General features: G+C 73.7%; 16 protein-coding genes. 4 read left to right on the plus strand and 12 right to left on the minus strand.

Going from position 1 to position 14,648, the window contains the following annotated elements; genetic code table 11:
- Positions 1–93 precede the first annotated feature (93 nt).
- From DIZ27_RS23500 to infC, 5 genes are all read right to left on the minus strand, one after another.
- Positions 94–1,239: an ATP-binding protein gene (locus DIZ27_RS23500; RefSeq protein WP_109380438.1), complete on the minus strand. Its 1,146-nt coding sequence runs from the start codon at positions 1,237–1,239 to the stop codon at positions 94–96.
- A 131-nt stretch (positions 1,240–1,370) separates the two neighbouring features.
- Positions 1,371–2,261 carry an RNA methyltransferase gene (locus tag DIZ27_RS23505; RefSeq protein ID WP_109380439.1) on the minus strand — a complete coding sequence of 297 codons (891 nt, stop codon included), beginning with the start codon at positions 2,259–2,261 and terminating at the stop codon, positions 1,371–1,373.
- Positions 2,262–2,358: 97 nt separating this feature from the next.
- Positions 2,359–2,742 (minus strand): 50S ribosomal protein L20, encoded by a 384-nt coding sequence (rplT, locus tag DIZ27_RS23510; protein ID WP_055470307.1) that lies wholly within the window; start codon positions 2,740–2,742, stop codon positions 2,359–2,361.
- Positions 2,743–2,842: 100 nt separating this feature from the next.
- A complete protein-coding gene (gene rpmI, locus DIZ27_RS23515; RefSeq protein ID WP_109380440.1) occupies positions 2,843–3,037 on the minus strand; it encodes a 50S ribosomal protein L35 in 195 nt (64 codons plus the stop codon).
- Positions 3,038–3,145: 108 nt separating this feature from the next.
- A complete protein-coding gene (gene infC / locus DIZ27_RS23520; protein ID WP_109380536.1) occupies positions 3,146–3,811 on the minus strand; it encodes a translation initiation factor IF-3 in 666 nt (221 codons plus the stop codon).
- Between the two features lie 407 nt (positions 3,812–4,218).
- On the opposite strand from infC, the gene DIZ27_RS23525 reads away from it, so the two are divergent.
- Positions 4,219–4,632 carry a DUF1844 domain-containing protein gene (locus DIZ27_RS23525; protein WP_109380537.1) on the plus strand — a complete coding sequence of 138 codons (414 nt, stop codon included), beginning with the start codon at positions 4,219–4,221 and terminating at the stop codon, positions 4,630–4,632.
- Between the two features lie 14 nt (positions 4,633–4,646).
- Here the strand turns inward: DIZ27_RS23525 and DIZ27_RS23530 are convergent, their stop codons facing one another.
- Positions 4,647–5,378, minus strand: coding sequence for an SseB family protein (locus DIZ27_RS23530; RefSeq protein ID WP_109380441.1), 732 nt, complete (start codon positions 5,376–5,378; stop codon positions 4,647–4,649).
- 79 nt (positions 5,379–5,457) lie between these two features.
- On the opposite strand from DIZ27_RS23530, the gene DIZ27_RS23535 reads away from it, so the two are divergent.
- Entirely contained in the window at positions 5,458–6,282 is an 825-nt protein-coding gene (locus tag DIZ27_RS23535) for a hypothetical protein (RefSeq protein WP_309074896.1), read from the plus strand.
- 69 nt (positions 6,283–6,351) lie between these two features.
- On the opposite strand, the gene mycP is transcribed toward DIZ27_RS23535, so the two are convergent.
- Together mycP and DIZ27_RS47310 are read right to left on the minus strand one after the other, a co-directional pair.
- Complete coding sequence (gene mycP / locus DIZ27_RS23540; RefSeq protein ID WP_109380442.1) at positions 6,352–7,527, minus strand: type VII secretion-associated serine protease mycosin; 1,176 nt, start codon at positions 7,525–7,527, stop codon at positions 6,352–6,354.
- Positions 7,524–9,113 (minus strand): hypothetical protein, encoded by a 1,590-nt coding sequence (locus DIZ27_RS47310; protein WP_258308516.1) that lies wholly within the window; start codon positions 9,111–9,113, stop codon positions 7,524–7,526. The genes mycP and DIZ27_RS47310 overlap by 4 nt, the downstream gene beginning before the upstream one ends.
- 267 nt (positions 9,114–9,380) lie before the next feature.
- Between DIZ27_RS47310 and DIZ27_RS23555 the strand changes: the two genes are divergently transcribed.
- Positions 9,381–10,583 (plus strand): amino acid deaminase/aldolase, encoded by a 1,203-nt coding sequence (locus DIZ27_RS23555; RefSeq protein ID WP_109380444.1) that lies wholly within the window; start codon positions 9,381–9,383, stop codon positions 10,581–10,583.
- Between the two features lie 25 nt (positions 10,584–10,608).
- Here the strand turns inward: DIZ27_RS23555 and DIZ27_RS23560 are convergent, their stop codons facing one another.
- Complete coding sequence (locus DIZ27_RS23560) at positions 10,609–11,514, minus strand: DUF2510 domain-containing protein (protein ID WP_109380540.1); 906 nt, start codon at positions 11,512–11,514, stop codon at positions 10,609–10,611.
- Positions 11,515–11,629: 115 nt separating this feature from the next.
- On the opposite strand from DIZ27_RS23560, the gene DIZ27_RS23565 reads away from it, so the two are divergent.
- The gene (locus DIZ27_RS23565) at positions 11,630–12,319 is read left to right on the plus strand and encodes a gamma-glutamyl-gamma-aminobutyrate hydrolase family protein (protein WP_109380445.1); all 690 of its coding nucleotides are present in this window, start codon (positions 11,630–11,632) and stop codon (positions 12,317–12,319) included.
- Between the two features lie 49 nt (positions 12,320–12,368).
- On the opposite strand, the gene DIZ27_RS23570 is transcribed toward DIZ27_RS23565, so the two are convergent.
- The 3 genes from DIZ27_RS23570 to DIZ27_RS23580 are packed head-to-tail and all read right to left on the minus strand — an operon-like array spanning position 12,369 to position 14,632.
- Positions 12,369–13,307 (minus strand): LysR family transcriptional regulator, encoded by a 939-nt coding sequence (locus DIZ27_RS23570; RefSeq protein ID WP_109380446.1) that lies wholly within the window; start codon positions 13,305–13,307, stop codon positions 12,369–12,371.
- A gap of 30 nt (positions 13,308–13,337) precedes the next feature.
- A complete protein-coding gene (locus DIZ27_RS23575) occupies positions 13,338–14,066 on the minus strand; it encodes a helical backbone metal receptor (RefSeq protein ID WP_109380447.1) in 729 nt (242 codons plus the stop codon).
- Entirely contained in the window at positions 14,063–14,632 is a 570-nt protein-coding gene (locus DIZ27_RS23580; RefSeq protein ID WP_109380448.1) for a helix-turn-helix domain-containing protein, read from the minus strand. The genes DIZ27_RS23575 and DIZ27_RS23580 overlap by 4 nt, the downstream gene beginning before the upstream one ends.
- Positions 14,633–14,648 lie beyond the last annotated feature (16 nt).

The raw sequence follows: 14,648 nt of genomic DNA on the forward strand, positions 1-14,648 counted from the left end.
AAGCGTCTCCGTCTGCGGGACACAATGGTGGCCAGAGGCCGAGTCTAACGGGGTGAGGGCAGGCGAACGCGCCCGTGGGGCCCTGGGTGCGCTCTAGGTGAGATACGCCGGGGCCGCCACGGGCAACGTAAATCGGAGCTCCGCGCCGCCGCCGCGGGCGCGGCCGACGGTGATGGTGCCGCCGTGGGCCTCGACGATGCCCTTCACGATGTAGAGCCCGAGGCCGGTGCCACCGCGCTTGCTGCCCCGCCAGAAGCGGGTGAAGACGCGGTTCATGGACTCCTCCGGGATGCCGGGGCCCTCGTCGCTCACGGTGACCGACGTGGCCGCGTGTTCGCCGTTCTCCCGGTCTCGGGGGGACGCCGAGGGCGTGATGTCGATGGTGACGGTTCCCTCACCGTGGCGCACGGCATTTTCCAGCAGGTTGCTGAGCACCTGGTCGACCTTGTCGGGGTCTGCCCACAGGGCGGGCAGGGGGTGCTGGATCCGCAGCAGGAACCGGTCGGCGGGCTGTCCGGCGGCGACGTACGCCTGGATGTGCCGTCCGACGGCCGTGCCGATGTCGACGGGCTGGCGGCGCACCTCGAGGCGCCCGGAGTCGATGCGGGAGATGTCGAGGAGTTCGGCGATGAGCCGGGTGACGCGGTCGGCGTCGGCGTCGACGGTCTCCAGCATCAGCTGTTTCTGCTCGTCGGTGAAGCGCTCCCACTTCGCGAGCAGGGTGGCGGTGAAACCCTTGACGGAGGTGAGCGGGGAGCGCAGTTCGTGGGCGACGATGGCGATCAGTTCGGCGTGGCTGCGTTCGGTGCGGCGCCGGGCCTCGGTGTCGCGCAGGGACACCACGACCCGGCGGACCGGGCCGGTGGGGCGGGCGCGGACGTAGCGTGCCGAGACGAGGACCTCCCGGCCGCCGGGCAGCAGCAGATTGCGCTCGGGCTGGCTCACCCGGATGGCGAGGCCGCCGTAGGGGTCGGTGAGCTGCCACCAGCGCCGGCCCTCCAGATCCTCCAGCGGCAGGGCCGCGTCGAGGTGTTGCCCGAGGGCCTGCTCGGCGGGAACGGCGGTGATCCGGGCGGCCGCCGCGTTGAAGCAGATCACCCTGCCGTGCTCGTCGGCGACGACGAGTCCGTCGGGCAGCTGGTCGGGTTCGATGCCGAGCTCGGCGGGGCCGGCGGACCGGGGCGCGGGCGGGTGCGCCGCTTCCGGTGCTCCCGGTGCGCTGCTCGTGCCGACGGTCATCCCCGTACCCCACCTCTCAGAACTCCCTCGGGGTGCCCCGCGCTCACGGCGGGTGCCCCGGTCCGGACGAAGCCGGGAAGCCTGGGGCACGGCCGAAAACTTGGGGAAGGGTCCCCGGGCAGGTCACCCTACTAGCTCTCGGTGACGGAGCGGCACCCTCCGGCGGCGCGCTGTGCACGCGCCGACGCGTAGAGACATACGGCGGCGGCGGTGGCGAGGTTCAGACTCTCGGCCTTTCCGTGGATCGGGACGCGGACGACGGCGTCCGTGAGCGCGCGGGTCTCCTCGGGGAGGCCCCACGCCTCGTTGCCGAAGACCCAGGCGGTCGGTCCGCCCATGGTGCGCCGGTCGAGTTCGTCGTCGAGGTCGCGGTCGCCCGCGCCGTCCGCCGCGAGCACCCGTACCCCGGTGTCCCTGAGGGCGGCCACGGCCCGCTCTACGGGCACGCCCACGGCGACGGGCAGGTGGAACAGCGACCCGACGGAGGCGCGTACGGCCTTGGGGTTGTACAGGTCGACGGAGGCGTCGGTCAGGACGACGGCCTCGGCGCCGGCCGCGTCGGCGCACCGCAGTACGGTGCCCGCGTTGCCGGGGTCGCGTACGTGCGCGAGGACGGCGACGAGCCGGGGCCGGGCGGCGAGGATCTCCTCGAAGGGGGTGTCCAGGAAGTGGCACACACCGACGAGGCCCTGCGGGGTGACCGTGGTGGAGATGTCGGCGATGACCTGCTCGGCGGCGAGGTGGACGCGGGCGCCTGCGTCTCGCGCGGCGTCGATGATGTCGGCGTACCGCTCGGCGGCCTCCGGGGTGGCGAACAGCTCGACGAGCGTGGCGGCTCCGGTGGGCCGGTGACCGCCCTCCCGGCCGGCCGTGGCCCGGTGGACGGCGGCCTCTCGTACGGCCTGCGGCCCCTCGGCGAGGAACAGCCGCTCCTTGCCCCGGAAGTTCCGCTTGGCCAGCCGCCGCGCGGCGGACACACGGGGCGAGCGGGAGGAGATCAACTCGGGGGTGGCGGGGGGCATTCGGTTCACTTTCGCTCGCAACTTCCGCACAGACGACGGACCCGCAGGCAGCGCCTACGGGTCCGTCGGATCACGCCGGATCAGGGCCGGCGGGGCGTCACGCGGCCTTGGGCGCGTTCACGTCGGACGGCAGCGCCTTCTGCGCGACCTCGACGAGCGCGGCGAAGGCGGTGGCGTCGTTCACGGCCAGCTCGGCCAGGATCTTGCGGTCGACCTCGATGTTCGCGGCCTTCAGACCCTGGATGAAGCGGTTGTACGTGATGCCGTTCGCGCGGGCAGCGGCGTTGATGCGCTGGATCCACAGCTGGCGGAAGTCACCCTTGCGCTTCTTGCGGTCGTTGTAGTTGTAGACCAGCGAGTGGGTGACCTGCTCCTTGGCCTTGCGGTACAGGCGCGAACGCTGACCGCGGTAGCCGGAGGCCTGCTCGAGGATCGCCCGGCGCTTCTTGTGGGCGTTGACTGCCCGCTTGACGCGTGCCACTTTTTAACTCCTTGTAGCGGGGCCGCGGTTGTTGCTCACACGGCCCGAAATCGATTGGGTCCCGGTCCTGACGTACCTACGGCGCCTGGGCGCCATGACGTCACTTGCCGAGAAGCTTCTTGATCTTCTTGGCGTCGCCCGGGGCCATCTCGGCGTTGCCGGTGAGGCGACGCGTCACACGGGACGACTTGTGCTCGAGCAGGTGGCGCTTGCCGGCGCGCTCACGGAGCACCTTGCCGGAGCCGGTGACCTTGAAGCGCTTGCGGGCACCGCTGTGCGTCTTGTTCTTCGGCATAGCGCCGTTATCTCCTCGTCGGTGGCGCTCCGATGCCCGGTCACGAAAACCGGGCACGGTGGAGCGTCGTACTTGTTTCGGTTATGTCCTGGGGGCGGACCCCCGGGATCACGCCTCGGCGGCGGCCTGGGCCGGAGCTTCGGTCTCCGCGTCGTGGTCGTCGTGGTCGCCCTCCGCGGCGTTCTGCGAGCGGCCCGGGTGGGCCTTCGCATCCGCCTTGCGGGCTTCCTGCGCCTGGCGGGCCTCGGCCATCGCCTCGGTCTTCTTCTTGTGCGGACCGAGAACCATGATCATGTTCCGGCCGTCCTGCTTCGGGTTCGACTCGATGAACCCGAGGTCCTGGACGTCCTCCGCGAGCCGCTGCAGCAGTCGGTAGCCCAGCTCGGGCCGGGACTGCTCGCGACCACGGAACATGATCGTGATCTTGACCTTGTCGCCCTGCTTGAGGAACCGGACGACGTGACCCTTCTTGGTGTCGTAGTCGTGCGGGTCGATCTTCGGCCGGAGCTTCATCTCCTTGATGACCGTGTGCGCCTGGTTCTTGCGCGCCTCACGGGCCTTCATGGCCGACTCGTACTTGAACTTCCCGTAGTCCATGAGCTTGCAGACGGGCGGACGGGCGTTCGCCGCGACCTCGACCAGGTCCAGGTCGTACTCCTGCGCAAGCTCCAGTGCCTTGGCCAGCGGGACGATGCCCACCTGCTCGCCACTGGGACCGACAAGTCGCACCTCGGGAACGCGAATCCGGTCGTTGATGCGGGGCTCGGCGCTGATGGATCCTCCTCGGTAAGCACCACGCGACGGTCTGGCGGACAGCCGCGTAACGTCTGTTTTCGTTAGACCTAACCGCGCCGAAGCAGCAAAAATGCCCCGGACGATCACAGGCGGGGCTCCTCGAACTACCGGAACACCGCCGCGGTCACCGCGGGGCGCACTTTCGGGCGGATCGCCGCCGAGCGGCACCGCCTGACCGGTGACCTGTCATCCTCAGAGACGATCAGGTGGGAGTTCGAAAGCCTCCACTTGTGGGCCGGGCTCGCATGCCGTGGGCAGACGGGTCCGACCGGTCGTTACACAAGGTTAGCAGCTTCCGCAGGGGTGCGCTAACCGTCCGTCCCGCACTTCTGCCGCCGTGCCTCCTGCTGTCAAGAGGACACGCGCCTGGCCCTATCGTGTGGGGCATGAGTGAGACCTCCCCCTCGGACACCTCCGCCACCCCCGAGAGCGCCGCGACCCCCGAGACCCCCGAGATCACCGACAACCCCGACTTCGACTCCATGACCCGGGACATCGCCGAGGTCCCGGCGGTCGAGGTGATCGTGACCGTCGCCGTCAACCTGATGAGCGCCGCCGCGGTGAAGCTCGGCCTGACCGAGGAGGGCGACCAGCACAAGGACCTGGACGAGGCCCGCAAACTGGTGCACGCGCTGGCCGGCCTGCTGGACGCGTCCGCGACCGAGATCAGCTCCTTCCACGCGGCGCCGCTGCGCGACGGCCTGAAGTCGCTCCAGCTGGCGTTCCGCGAGGCCTCGCTCGTCCGGGACGAGCCGGGGCAGGGCCCGGGTGAGAAGTACACGGGCCCGCTCTACGCCTGAGGGGTCCGGCTCCGTCAGGGGCGTACGTAGAAGGGCTCGCCCGGTGGCGTCGCCTCGGCGGGCAGTACTGCCAGGTCGAGGCCGCGCACCAGGCGGGCCCTCAGTGTCTCGTCGGCGGCGAGGCGCTGTGCCACGGACCTGGCCGCCTCGGCCACGGGTGCGGCGGGGTCGAAGACCAGGGCGAGGGTGCCGTCGGCCTGCCCCGGCCCGAGGTGGGCGCGCAGCACTGCGGGCTCCGCGGCGACGACCGCGCGCAGGGCCTCGGTGACCGCGGGGTCGGCCAACGGATCGGTCGTCGTGCGCCCCTCGGCGAGCGCGAGCAGCAGCGGTCCGGTCAGCTCGAAGGGCACGGGCCCTGCCAGGTCGAGCACGACCGTGTCGGCCTTCTCGTGCGCGGCGGCCTGCAGGGCCTGGTGCAGCGGTACGGCGACGGGGCGGGCCTTCGGATCCCAGCGGGCGAGCGAGTCGGTGGAGGTGAACGCGGGCAGCGCGGTGCGGTGGCCCGCCTTCAGGGTGGGGACGGCCATGTCGCTGGTCTTCTCGCGGCGCAGCCCCCGCTCGTCCTCCTCGACCTCGCCGAGCACGGCCACCACGGGGACCAGCAGCCGGGTGCCCTTGAGCGCTTCGAGCACCGGGGTGACGGCGTTGCCGTCCTCGGCCCACGCGGCGAGTGCCGCGCTCAGCCGGGGGTCGGCGGAGCCGTCGTCGTCTCGGTAGCCCGGGTCGGGAATGTTCTTGTTCGCCACGGTCCTCGAGCCTATCGGCCATCGGTGGCGGGCTCGGACGGGGGCGGCCGAGAAGCGGGAAGCGCGGAAGGTGCGGGATGTGCAGGAGGTGCAGGTGAGGTCCGAGGGGCTGGGGGCACGGCTGGCGGCCGCCGTATCGGCGGGGTCGGCGGTGTCGGCAGGGTCGGCGCTCACCGAGGAGGACGGCGCCGAGGTGTCGGTGGGAGTCCTGGATCCGGTTGCCGCGGTCGGCGCCTGCCACGGTGACCGGGCGTTCGTCGCCGCGAGCATCGTGAAGGTCGACATTCTGGCGGCGCTGCTGCTCGGGGCGCAGGACGCGGGACGGGAGCTCACCGGGGAGGAGCGCGCGTACGCCGCCGCGATGATCGAGCGCAGCGACAACGACTCGGCGTCGGCGCTGTGGCGCTCGATCGGACGGGCGGCCGGGCTCGACGCGGCGAACGCCCGCTTCGGGCTCACCCGGACCGAGGGCGGCGACGGCCCCCGGTGGGGGCTGACCCGGACCACCGTCACCGATCAACTCCTGCTGCTGCGGCAGGTGTTCGGGGCCGGGGCGGACTCGGAGCTGACCGGGGTCTCGCGGGCGTACGTACGAGGGCTGATGGAGGGGGTGGTCGCGGACCAGGCGTGGGGGGTGCCGGTCGCGGCGGACCGCGTCCTGGCGGGCAGGGATCCGGGGGACGGCTCGGCGTGGGCGGTGAAGAACGGCTGGGTGCCGCGCGACGCGACCGGGCTGTGGGTCGTGAACAGCGTCGGGCGCGTCACGGTCGACGGCCGGGACCTGCTGGTGGCCGTGCTGTCCGACGGCAACGCGACGATGGCTCGGGGCGTCGCGCTGGTGGAGGCGGCGGCACGGGCGGCGGTGTCGGTGTTCACGGGGGACGGCGGGCACCGCGCCGGCTGACGCCCGGTGACACCGCTCGGTCCTCGTGGCACCGGACGTACGTGTGTGGCCCCGGACGTCCTCGCGCGTCTAGACGTCCTCGCGGCTCGTGCGGCGGCCGCGCCACAGGACGACCGTGGCGACCAGCAGGACGCCGCCCGCGCCGCCCGCCAGGGGTGCGGCCCAGTCGGCGGTGTCCCCGTCGGAGTCGGCGGTCTCCGGTCCGGGGCCGAAGTACGCGTCGCCGTGGGCCGCCGGCTTCAGGCCCCCGGGCTTCAGCCGGGCCGCGGCCTCGATGGCGGCGGCCGGGTCGACGAAGCCGAAGCCGCGGGAGTCGTCGCGGCCGTCGGCGGGGGCGTTGCGGGCGGTGTCCTCCAGGAGGCTCTTGAGCTGGGCCGGGGTCAGGTCCGGGTGGGCCGCCCTGACCAGAGCGACGGCGCCGGACACGAACGCCGCGGCGGCGCTGGTGCCCCAGCCCTCGTAGTACTTGCGGTCGGGGTCGGCGATGATCACGTCGACGCCCGGAGCGCTGACCGTGGCGTACCAGCGCCGGGTGGAGAACGGGGCGCGGGTGCCGTAGCGGTCGACGGCGGTGGCGGCGATGACGCCCGGGTAGGCGGCCGGGTAGGAGACGCGGTCGCCCTTCTCGCCGCCGTTCCCGGCGGAGGCGACGACGGCCACGCCTTTGCGGAGGGCGTACTGGATGGCCTCGTCCTCGCCTGACTCGGGGTGGGCGGAGGCCGAGTCGTCGCCGAGGGAGAGGTTGATGACGTCGGCGCCGTGGTCGGCGGCCCAGCGGATGCCCTCGGCGAGGGCGTTGCCGCGGGTGCGGCGGGCCTTGGCGCGGGCCGGGTCGCGGTCCTCCAGGATCACCCGGACGGGGAGGATCCTGGCCTCGGGCGCGACGCCCATGACGCCCTCGGTGTTCCCGGGGCCGTGTCCGTGACCGGCGATGATCCCGGCCATGTTGGTGCCGTGCCGGGCCCAGGCACGGTCGCCGGGCTCGGCTCCGAAGCCGACCAGGTCCTTGCCCTCGAGGACGTTGCCGGCGAGGTCGGGGTGGTCGGCGTCGACCCCGGTGTCCAGGACGGCGACGACGATGCCGTCGCCCCGGGTGGTGCGCCAGGCCTCCTGGATGTGCAGGGCGTCCAGGCCCCACTGCCGGGCGCGGATGCCGTCGGCGTGCGCGGCGGTGACGGGGAGCAGGGCGAGGGTGGCGGCGAGGAGGGTGCTCAGGGTCGCGGCCCTGGCGGTCGCGGTCCTCATGACGGCTGCTCCGTGGTCGTGCCGACGTTCTTGCGCAGGCCGCGTTCGACGCGGTCGGCGAGGCCCTGTGCCTCGTGGCCGAGGCCCGCCTGGGCGGGGGCGCTGGTGGCACCGGACTCCATGGCGTCCTCGGCGGGCTGCGGGGTCTCGACGGCACGGCCGTCGGCCCAGCCGGAGACGGCGTAGACGACGACGGGGGCGTCGGTGAGCACGGAGATCGCCCAGGAGGCACGCTGCCCGGCACCGAAGTCGGCGGCGGCGGTGCCCTTCGCGGGGTACGGGAGGGGCACCAGGTCGGTGCGGCGGTCCAGGCGTTCCCTGTCGACACGGTCGGCGAGGGAGGCCATGCCGGCGGCGTCGGCCTGGGTGAACAGCAAGCCGACGGTGGTGACGTGGCTCTGGGTGGCGTCGGTGTAGGTGGCGCGCAGCAGGCGTTCGCAGCCGAGGGGGGCGAGCAGCTTGCGCAGCAGGGGGTCGAAGGCGTCCTCGCAGCCGCTGTCCGGGGCCACTGCTATCCGGGTCCAGAGCCGGTCGGCGTCGCCGGGACCGGCGCCCTTGCCCTGCACGGTGGGCGGGAACAGCTGGTCGACCGGGACGCTGTGCCACAGGCTTCCGGCGGCGGTGAAGCCGCTGCGGGAAGCCGTCTCACCGGAGTCCCCGGCGAGCCAGCTCCCGGTGACGGCGCCGCCTATCAGTCCCACCCCTAGGACGAGGCAGACCGCGGCGGCCACGATCTGGGACCGGTCCCGCTGTCCGAGGAGCCGTGGCCGGGCGTTCTCGTCGTACCCCTTGGCCCCCGTCGGCCCGAACGACACGACGGGCCGGCCGGGGCCGAAGGAACCGCCGGGTGTCATGGGACCGCTCCAGGAGAGCACGGGGTCGGGGGAGCCCGGCCGCGGGGCCGGGGCCCAGGTGTCGTCCGGCGCCGGGCGGGGCGGCGGCATGGCCGACCGGGGCGGGGTGGCCGTGCGGGGGGTCGGTCCGACGGATGCGGGTGCGGCTGTCGGGCGCAGGCGGGTGGTCGTCTCCGACGGGGTTTCGGCGGGGGTGTCCCGCTGCCGGACGGTGGGGCGGTGGGCGGGCTGCCGCGGTACGGCGGTCGAGCCGTTCGGGGCGGTGCCCGCAGACGGTGTCCCCCGGCCGACGGTCGGTGGCGTGTCCGGGAAGCGGGCGGAGGCCTGCGGCGGGGGCGGCGTGCCGTCCGGGCCGGCCGTATCGGCCGTCGGTCCGCCGGTGTCGAAGCGCGGGAACCGGGGCCGGGACGGCGCGGAGCCGGAAGGCGAGGGGCCGGAACGCGAAGGGCCGAAGGGCGAGGAAGCGGCGAGCGGCGGTGCCGTCGGCCGGCGCATGTCGAACGCGCCCGTTCCGCCCGAGGTCCTGCCCTTGGGCTGAACCGGCGCGGTGTCGTTCGCCGGTCCCCCGGCGGGTGTCCCCGGGGGCGTCTCCTCGGCGCCGGTTCCCGGCTGCCGCCGGTCCGGTTCCCGGGCGTCGTCGTCCGGTCTGCCCGGCGGGTACGGCGGCGTGGACGGCGGCGGAGGGGTCGTGGGGCGCGGAGGGTGGGAGGCGCGCTGCGCTTCCGTGCTCATGCGCCCCCCCGTTTCGTCGTGCCCGGACCGTTTCCTCGCGGCGGGCCGGTGTCTGCCGCCGGGCCCGGTACGAAGCCGTCCCGGGCAGAGATACCCGCACGGGTGGAACGTCATCCCGGCACGAGCCTTCGTCCGGCATGGTTCTGCCGGGCGTGCGCGTCACTCTACGGCGTGATCCCGATCGAACGGGAACCAGTCGGCAGGGCCGCGGCATCTGCCCGGAACATCCCCCTACCCTGCGGTAATCCTGTCTGGCAGGCTTCGTTCATGACTGTGCGCGCCTCCGACCGGGCCCGTTACGACCAGGCCACCGCCCATCTCGACGCCCCGCTCGCGATCGTGGACCTGGACGCCTTCGACGCCAACGCGGACGATCTGCTCCGCCGGGCCGGCGGGAAACCGATCCGGGTGGCCGGCAAGTCCGTGCGCTGCCGCGCCCTGCTCGAACGGGTCCTCGCCCGGGAGGGTTTCGCGGGGGTCATGTCGTTCACTCTCGCCGAGTCCCTGTGGCTGGCCCGCTCCGGTTTCGACGACGTCCTGCTCGCGTATCCCTCCGCCGACCGCGCGGGCTACGCCGAGTTGGCCTCCGATCCCGAAGTCGCCGCCGCCGTCACCGTCATGGTCGACGACCCGGCGCAGCTGGACCTGATCGACGCCGCGCGCGCGGGCGGCGGTGAAGTGGTGCGGGTCTGCCTGGAGTTGGACACCTCGCTGAAGCTGCTCGGGGGCCGGGTGCGGGTCGGGGCGCTGCGTTCCCCGCTGCACTCCCCCGCACAGGTCGCCGAGATGGCACGCGCGGTGGTCCGGCGCCCCGGGTTCGAACTGGTGGGGATCATGGCGTACGAGGGCCATGTCGCGGGCGTCGGCGACGCGGTGGCCGGGCAGCCGCTGCGCTCCCGGGCCGTGCGGCTGATGCAGGCCGCCGCACGGCGGGAACTGGCCGGGCGGCGTGCGGCGGCGGTGCGGGCGGTACGGGAGGTCGCACCCGATCTGGAGTTCGTCAACGGCGGCGGTACGGGCAGTGTGCAGTTCACCGCCGAGGAGGACGCGGTCACCGAGGTCGCGGCGGGTTCGGGGCTGTACGTGCCGCGGCTGTTCGACAACTACACGTCGTTCACCGGGCGTCCGGCGGCGCTCTTCGCCCTGCCCGTCGTACGGCGGCCGGGCGTGGGCGTGGTGACGGTGCTCGGCGGCGGGTACCCGGCCTCCGGCGCGGCCGGTGCCGACCGGCTGCCGGTGCCGTATCTGCCCGAGGGCCTGCGCTACGACCCGCGGGAGGGGCCCGGCGAGGTCCAGACGCCGCTGCTGGGCCCGCCCGTCGACGATCTGCTGATCGGCGACAAGGTGTGGTTCCGGCATGCCAAGGCGGGCGAGCTGTGCGAGCGGTTCGACGCGCTGCGGCTGATCGAGGGCGGCGAGGTGACGGCGACCGTGCCGACGTACCGCGGCGAGGGCATGACGTTCCTCTGACACCGGAGCCCCGGCCCGGCTCGGGTCACGGTCGGGGGCCGACGCTGCTGCCCACGCCGCCACCCGGGTCCGCGTCGCCGACCGCGCGGATGCCCTTGGTGATGCGGTCCATGTCGGACAGGGGCGGGGCGCCCTCACCGCTCTCGAAGACGTAGCGGACGACGATCGGCGACTCGGTGCCGACGCTGGACGGGAAGACCAGCGACTGCACATGGCCGCCGGGCCCCTTGCCGGTCGTGACGCGCCAGCGGACGAGGTACCCGGCGCGGCCCGCCACCGCGACCGGGCCGGACCTGACGACCTCGTGGGACTCGATTCCGCCGTAGGGGCTCTGGTCGAGGGCGTCCTCCTCGAAGGCGTCCTCGGCCGCGTCGGAGATGTCCTCCTTGGCGAGCAGTTCGGGGGACGTCTCGTCGGTCGCGGTCACCGTGCGGGAGATGACCGTGCCGGAGCGGCAAACGCTGCCCTCGCCGGGGCAGTCGTGGGTGCCGGGGGTGGTCATGACGACGTCGTGCCGGCTGACGTGCTGCGGCCGGACCCAGCCGTCGAGGAGCGGGAAGGTGACGCCGTTGAGCTGGTCCTCGACGACGGCGGGGTCGCCGGCAGGCCCGGACGCGGACTCCGGTGCGGACGGTGCGGGGGTCTCACCTTCCGGTGCGTGGGCGGACTCCGTGCCCGTGGGGCCGGTCCTGGTCTCCGGGTCGCCGTCGTCGCCCAGCAGCACCGCGCCGGTGACGACCGCGGTGACGAGCACGGCCGCCGCCGCGGTGAGGGCGATGGCCCGGGCACGGCCGGTGCCGCCGGAAGACGGGGGCACCGGCCCGCCGGGGACTCCGGGGGCGCGCCGGTGCCCGGTCCAGGCCACACCGTCCCACCAGCGTTCCAGGTGCGGAGCGTGCGGGTCGGGATACCAGCCTGGTGCGGGCGTCATGCTCATCCGGGCACTGTAGGGGGAAAGCCGTCGCAGTCCCCAGTGCGATGGGACGTACGCCCCCGGGATTTCGCCGTTCACGAGGAGGCCGGTGGCGTCGACGAAGGAGTACGGCATGGTGGCCAGGCCGCTGATCGGCATCAGTACGTATCTGGAACCCGGGGTCCGTTGGGGTGTGTGGCGGCTGGACGCCGCACTGCTGCCCCTCGGGTATCCGCGGCTGGTACAGCGGGCGGGGGGACTGGCCGCGATGCTCCCGCCTGACGCGCCCGAGCACGCCGCGACGGCCGTGGCCAGGCTCGACGGGCTGGTCGTCGCGGGGGGTCCGGACGTGGAACCGGTCCACTACGGCGCCGGGCCCGGCCCGCGCACCGGGCCGCCCGCCCGCGCCCGGGACGCCTGGGAGCTCGCCCTGATCCGGGCGGCCCTCGACCGCCGTGTCCCGCTGCTCGGGATCTGCCGGGGCATGCAGCTGCTGAACGTCGCCCTGGGCGGCACCCTCGTCCAGCACCTCGACGGCCACGCGGAGGTGCCGGGGGTCTTCGGCCACCACCCGGTCAAGCCGGTGCCGGGCACCTTGTACGCCGGTGCCGTCCCGGAGGAGACCTCCGTACCGACCTTCCACCATCAGGCGGTGGACCGCCTCGGCGAGGGCCTGGTCCCGTCCGCGCACGCGGCGGACGGCACTGTGGAGGCGATCGAACTCCCGTCCGCCGACTGGGTGCTGGGCGTGCAGTGGCACCCGGAGATGGACGAGGACCCACGCGTCGTACGCCACCTGGTCCGAGCGGCCGCGACACTCTGACCCACCCGCCGCCTCCCTCGGCCCTCCCCGGTGCACGGCGGGCAGGTGCTCAGCCGCGGGTCAGGGCCAGCAGGTCGCGGGCGGGCCCCGTGGGGCGGTGGCCGGTCGGCCAGACCGCGCGGAGGTCGCGGGCCAGGGCTATGCCGTGCACGGGGACGCGGATCAGACGGCGCATCGCCAGCTCCTCGCCGACGGCCAGCTCGCTGAGGACGGCCGGGCCGGCACCGCTCACCGCCGCGGCCTTCACGGCGGTCGTGGACGACAGCTCGATCAGCGGGCGGGCCAGACCGCCCAGGGCGGTGTCCAGGACCTGCCGGGTGCCGGAGCCCTTCTCGCGCAGGATCAGCGGGGTGGTCGCCAGTTCCTCGGTGGCGAGTGGGCGACGGCGGCGGGCCCAGGCATGCGTCGGTGCCGTCACCACGATCAGCCGGTCGTGGGCGATCACCGCGGAGTCCAGGCCCGGCGGCACCGTCACCCCCTCCACGAAACCCACGTCCGCCTCGTCCGACAGCAGCCGCTCCGCGACCGACGCGGAGTTGCCGGCCAGCAGCGACACCGCCGTGTCCGGCCGCTGCGAACGCAGCGCGAGCAGCCAGCCCGGAAGCAGGTACTCGGCGATCGTCATGCTCGCCGCTACCCGCAGCCGTGAGTCCCGGCGGTCCCGCAGTGCCTGCGCCCCCGCGTCGAAGGCCTCCGCCGCCTCCACGATCCGCCTGGCCCAGTCGGTGACCAACGCGCCCGCGTCGGTCAGCCGCGACCCCCGCGGTGAGCGGTCCACCAGTGCCACGCCGAGCTGCCGCTCCATGGACCGGACCCGGCTGCTGGCCGCGGGCTGGGTGATGCCCAGTTCGCGTGCCGCGCCGCCCAGGCTCCCGAGCCGTGCCACCGCCAGCAGCAGCTCCAGCGCCCCGAGGTCCGGCACCCGGTGGGCCAGGGTTCTGGCGCTCACGGACCTGGATCCCGCACGGCCGTCGTCCGTCTCGCTCATAAGGTCAGCTTATGCCCTGACGGCGGTGCGTCAGCGGCGCGCTGCTCGCAGCTCCTGGGGCAGCACTGTCGCGGCTTCCGCCAACGACGGCCCGTACCAGGTGAGATGCCGACCCCCGACCAGCGCGCACGGCACTCCCGGGAAGGCTTCCGCGCCGTCGTCGGCGGTGAAGCGGTAGGGCTCGTCAGGCAGCACGACGAGGTCGGGGGCCGCCGCGCGCAAAGCGTCCAGAGGGACGCGGGGATAGCGTTCCCGGTGATCCGCGTAGAGGTGGTCGACACCGAGGCGGGACAGCAGATCGCCGGCGAAGGTGTCCCGGCCCAGCACCATCCAGGGCCGCCGCCAGACGGGTACGACCGCGGTCCGGCGCGTCTTCGGGGGCGCCACGGCGTCCCAGGCGGCTTCGGCCTCGTCCAGCCACCGGGGGCGCGCGTCCACACCGCACGCCGTGAGCACCCTGGCCAGCTCGCTGAAGGCCTGGGACAGCGTCCGCACCTCCGTCACCAGCACCTCGAGGCCGGCCGCGCGCAGGTCGGCGAGGTCGGACGGGCGGTTCTCCTCCTCGTTGGCGATCACCAGGTCGGGGGCGAGGGCGGCGATCCGCTCCGTCTTCGGGTTCTTCGTACCGCCGATCCGTACGACGTCGAGATCGGCCGGACGGGTGCACCAGTCGGTGGCACCGACCAGGGCGCCGGGGGCGGAGAGCGCCACGGCTTCGGTCAGGGACGGGACGAGGGAGACGATCCGCGCGGAACTCATCGGCGCGGCTTGTCCCGGACCGCCTCGATGTGCTCCGCGACGGCGACGACGATCAGCCGGGTCTCCGCGACCGTGGCCCGCCACCGGTGCCGGACGCCTCCGGTGAGGTACAGGGTGTCGCCGCGGCCGAGGCGGTAGGCGCGGCCCTCCGCCTCGATCTCCACGGCGCCGTCCGCCACGTACATCAACTGGTCGTTGCGGAACTGGAATTCGCGCCCGGCGTCGTGGTCGCCGGTGAACTCGGAGGCGTGCATCTGGTGATGACCGCGCACCAGGGACCGGACGCGCGGTTCGAGCAGCGGCTCGGTGTCCTCCGCGCGGACGACGTCGACGCTGCACGCCGGGTCGGCGGCGGCGAGCAGTTCCACCGCGGTGGTGCGCAGGGCGTCGGCGACCTTCTCCAGGGAGCTCTGGCTGGGGCGCGCGCGCTCGTTCTCGATCTGGCTCAGGAACGGGACCGACAGGCCGCTGCGCTCGGCCACGACGGCAAGGGTGAGGTCCAGCGCCCGGCGTCGCCGCCGCACGGCTGCGCCCACCCGCAGAGGCTGCTCTTTGTGGTCGCCCATCGCCCCGGCTCCCTCC

It is taken from the genome of Streptomyces sp. NWU339 (assembly GCF_003143855.1).
GTDB lineage: Bacteria > Actinomycetota > Actinomycetes > Streptomycetales > Streptomycetaceae > Streptomyces.

Coding starts and splice junctions, on each gene's coding strand:
- DIZ27_RS23500 (WP_109380438.1), bottom strand. CDS start 1,239: ATGACCGTCGGCACGAGCAGCGCACCGGGAGCACCGGAAGCGGCGCAC.
- mycP (WP_109380442.1), bottom strand. CDS start 7,527: ATGAGGACCGCGACCGCCAGGGCCGCGACCCTGAGCACCCTCCTCGCC.
- DIZ27_RS23580 (WP_109380448.1), bottom strand. CDS start 14,632: ATGGGCGACCACAAAGAGCAGCCTCTGCGGGTGGGCGCAGCCGTGCGG.
- DIZ27_RS23570 (WP_109380446.1), bottom strand. CDS start 13,307: ATGAGCGAGACGGACGACGGCCGTGCGGGATCCAGGTCCGTGAGCGCC.
- DIZ27_RS23525 (WP_109380537.1), top strand. CDS start 4,219: ATGAGTGAGACCTCCCCCTCGGACACCTCCGCCACCCCCGAGAGCGCC.
- DIZ27_RS47310 (WP_258308516.1), bottom strand. CDS start 9,113: ATGAGCACGGAAGCGCAGCGCGCCTCCCACCCTCCGCGCCCCACGACC.
- DIZ27_RS23575 (WP_109380447.1), bottom strand. CDS start 14,066: ATGAGTTCCGCGCGGATCGTCTCCCTCGTCCCGTCCCTGACCGAAGCC.
- DIZ27_RS23505 (WP_109380439.1), bottom strand. CDS start 2,261: ATGCCCCCCGCCACCCCCGAGTTGATCTCCTCCCGCTCGCCCCGTGTG.
- DIZ27_RS23555 (WP_109380444.1), top strand. CDS start 9,381: ATGACTGTGCGCGCCTCCGACCGGGCCCGTTACGACCAGGCCACCGCC.
- DIZ27_RS23560 (WP_109380540.1), bottom strand. CDS start 11,514: ATGACGCCCGCACCAGGCTGGTATCCCGACCCGCACGCTCCGCACCTG.
- rpmI (WP_109380440.1), bottom strand. CDS start 3,037: ATGCCGAAGAACAAGACGCACAGCGGTGCCCGCAAGCGCTTCAAGGTC.
- DIZ27_RS23565 (WP_109380445.1), top strand. CDS start 11,630: ATGGTGGCCAGGCCGCTGATCGGCATCAGTACGTATCTGGAACCCGGG.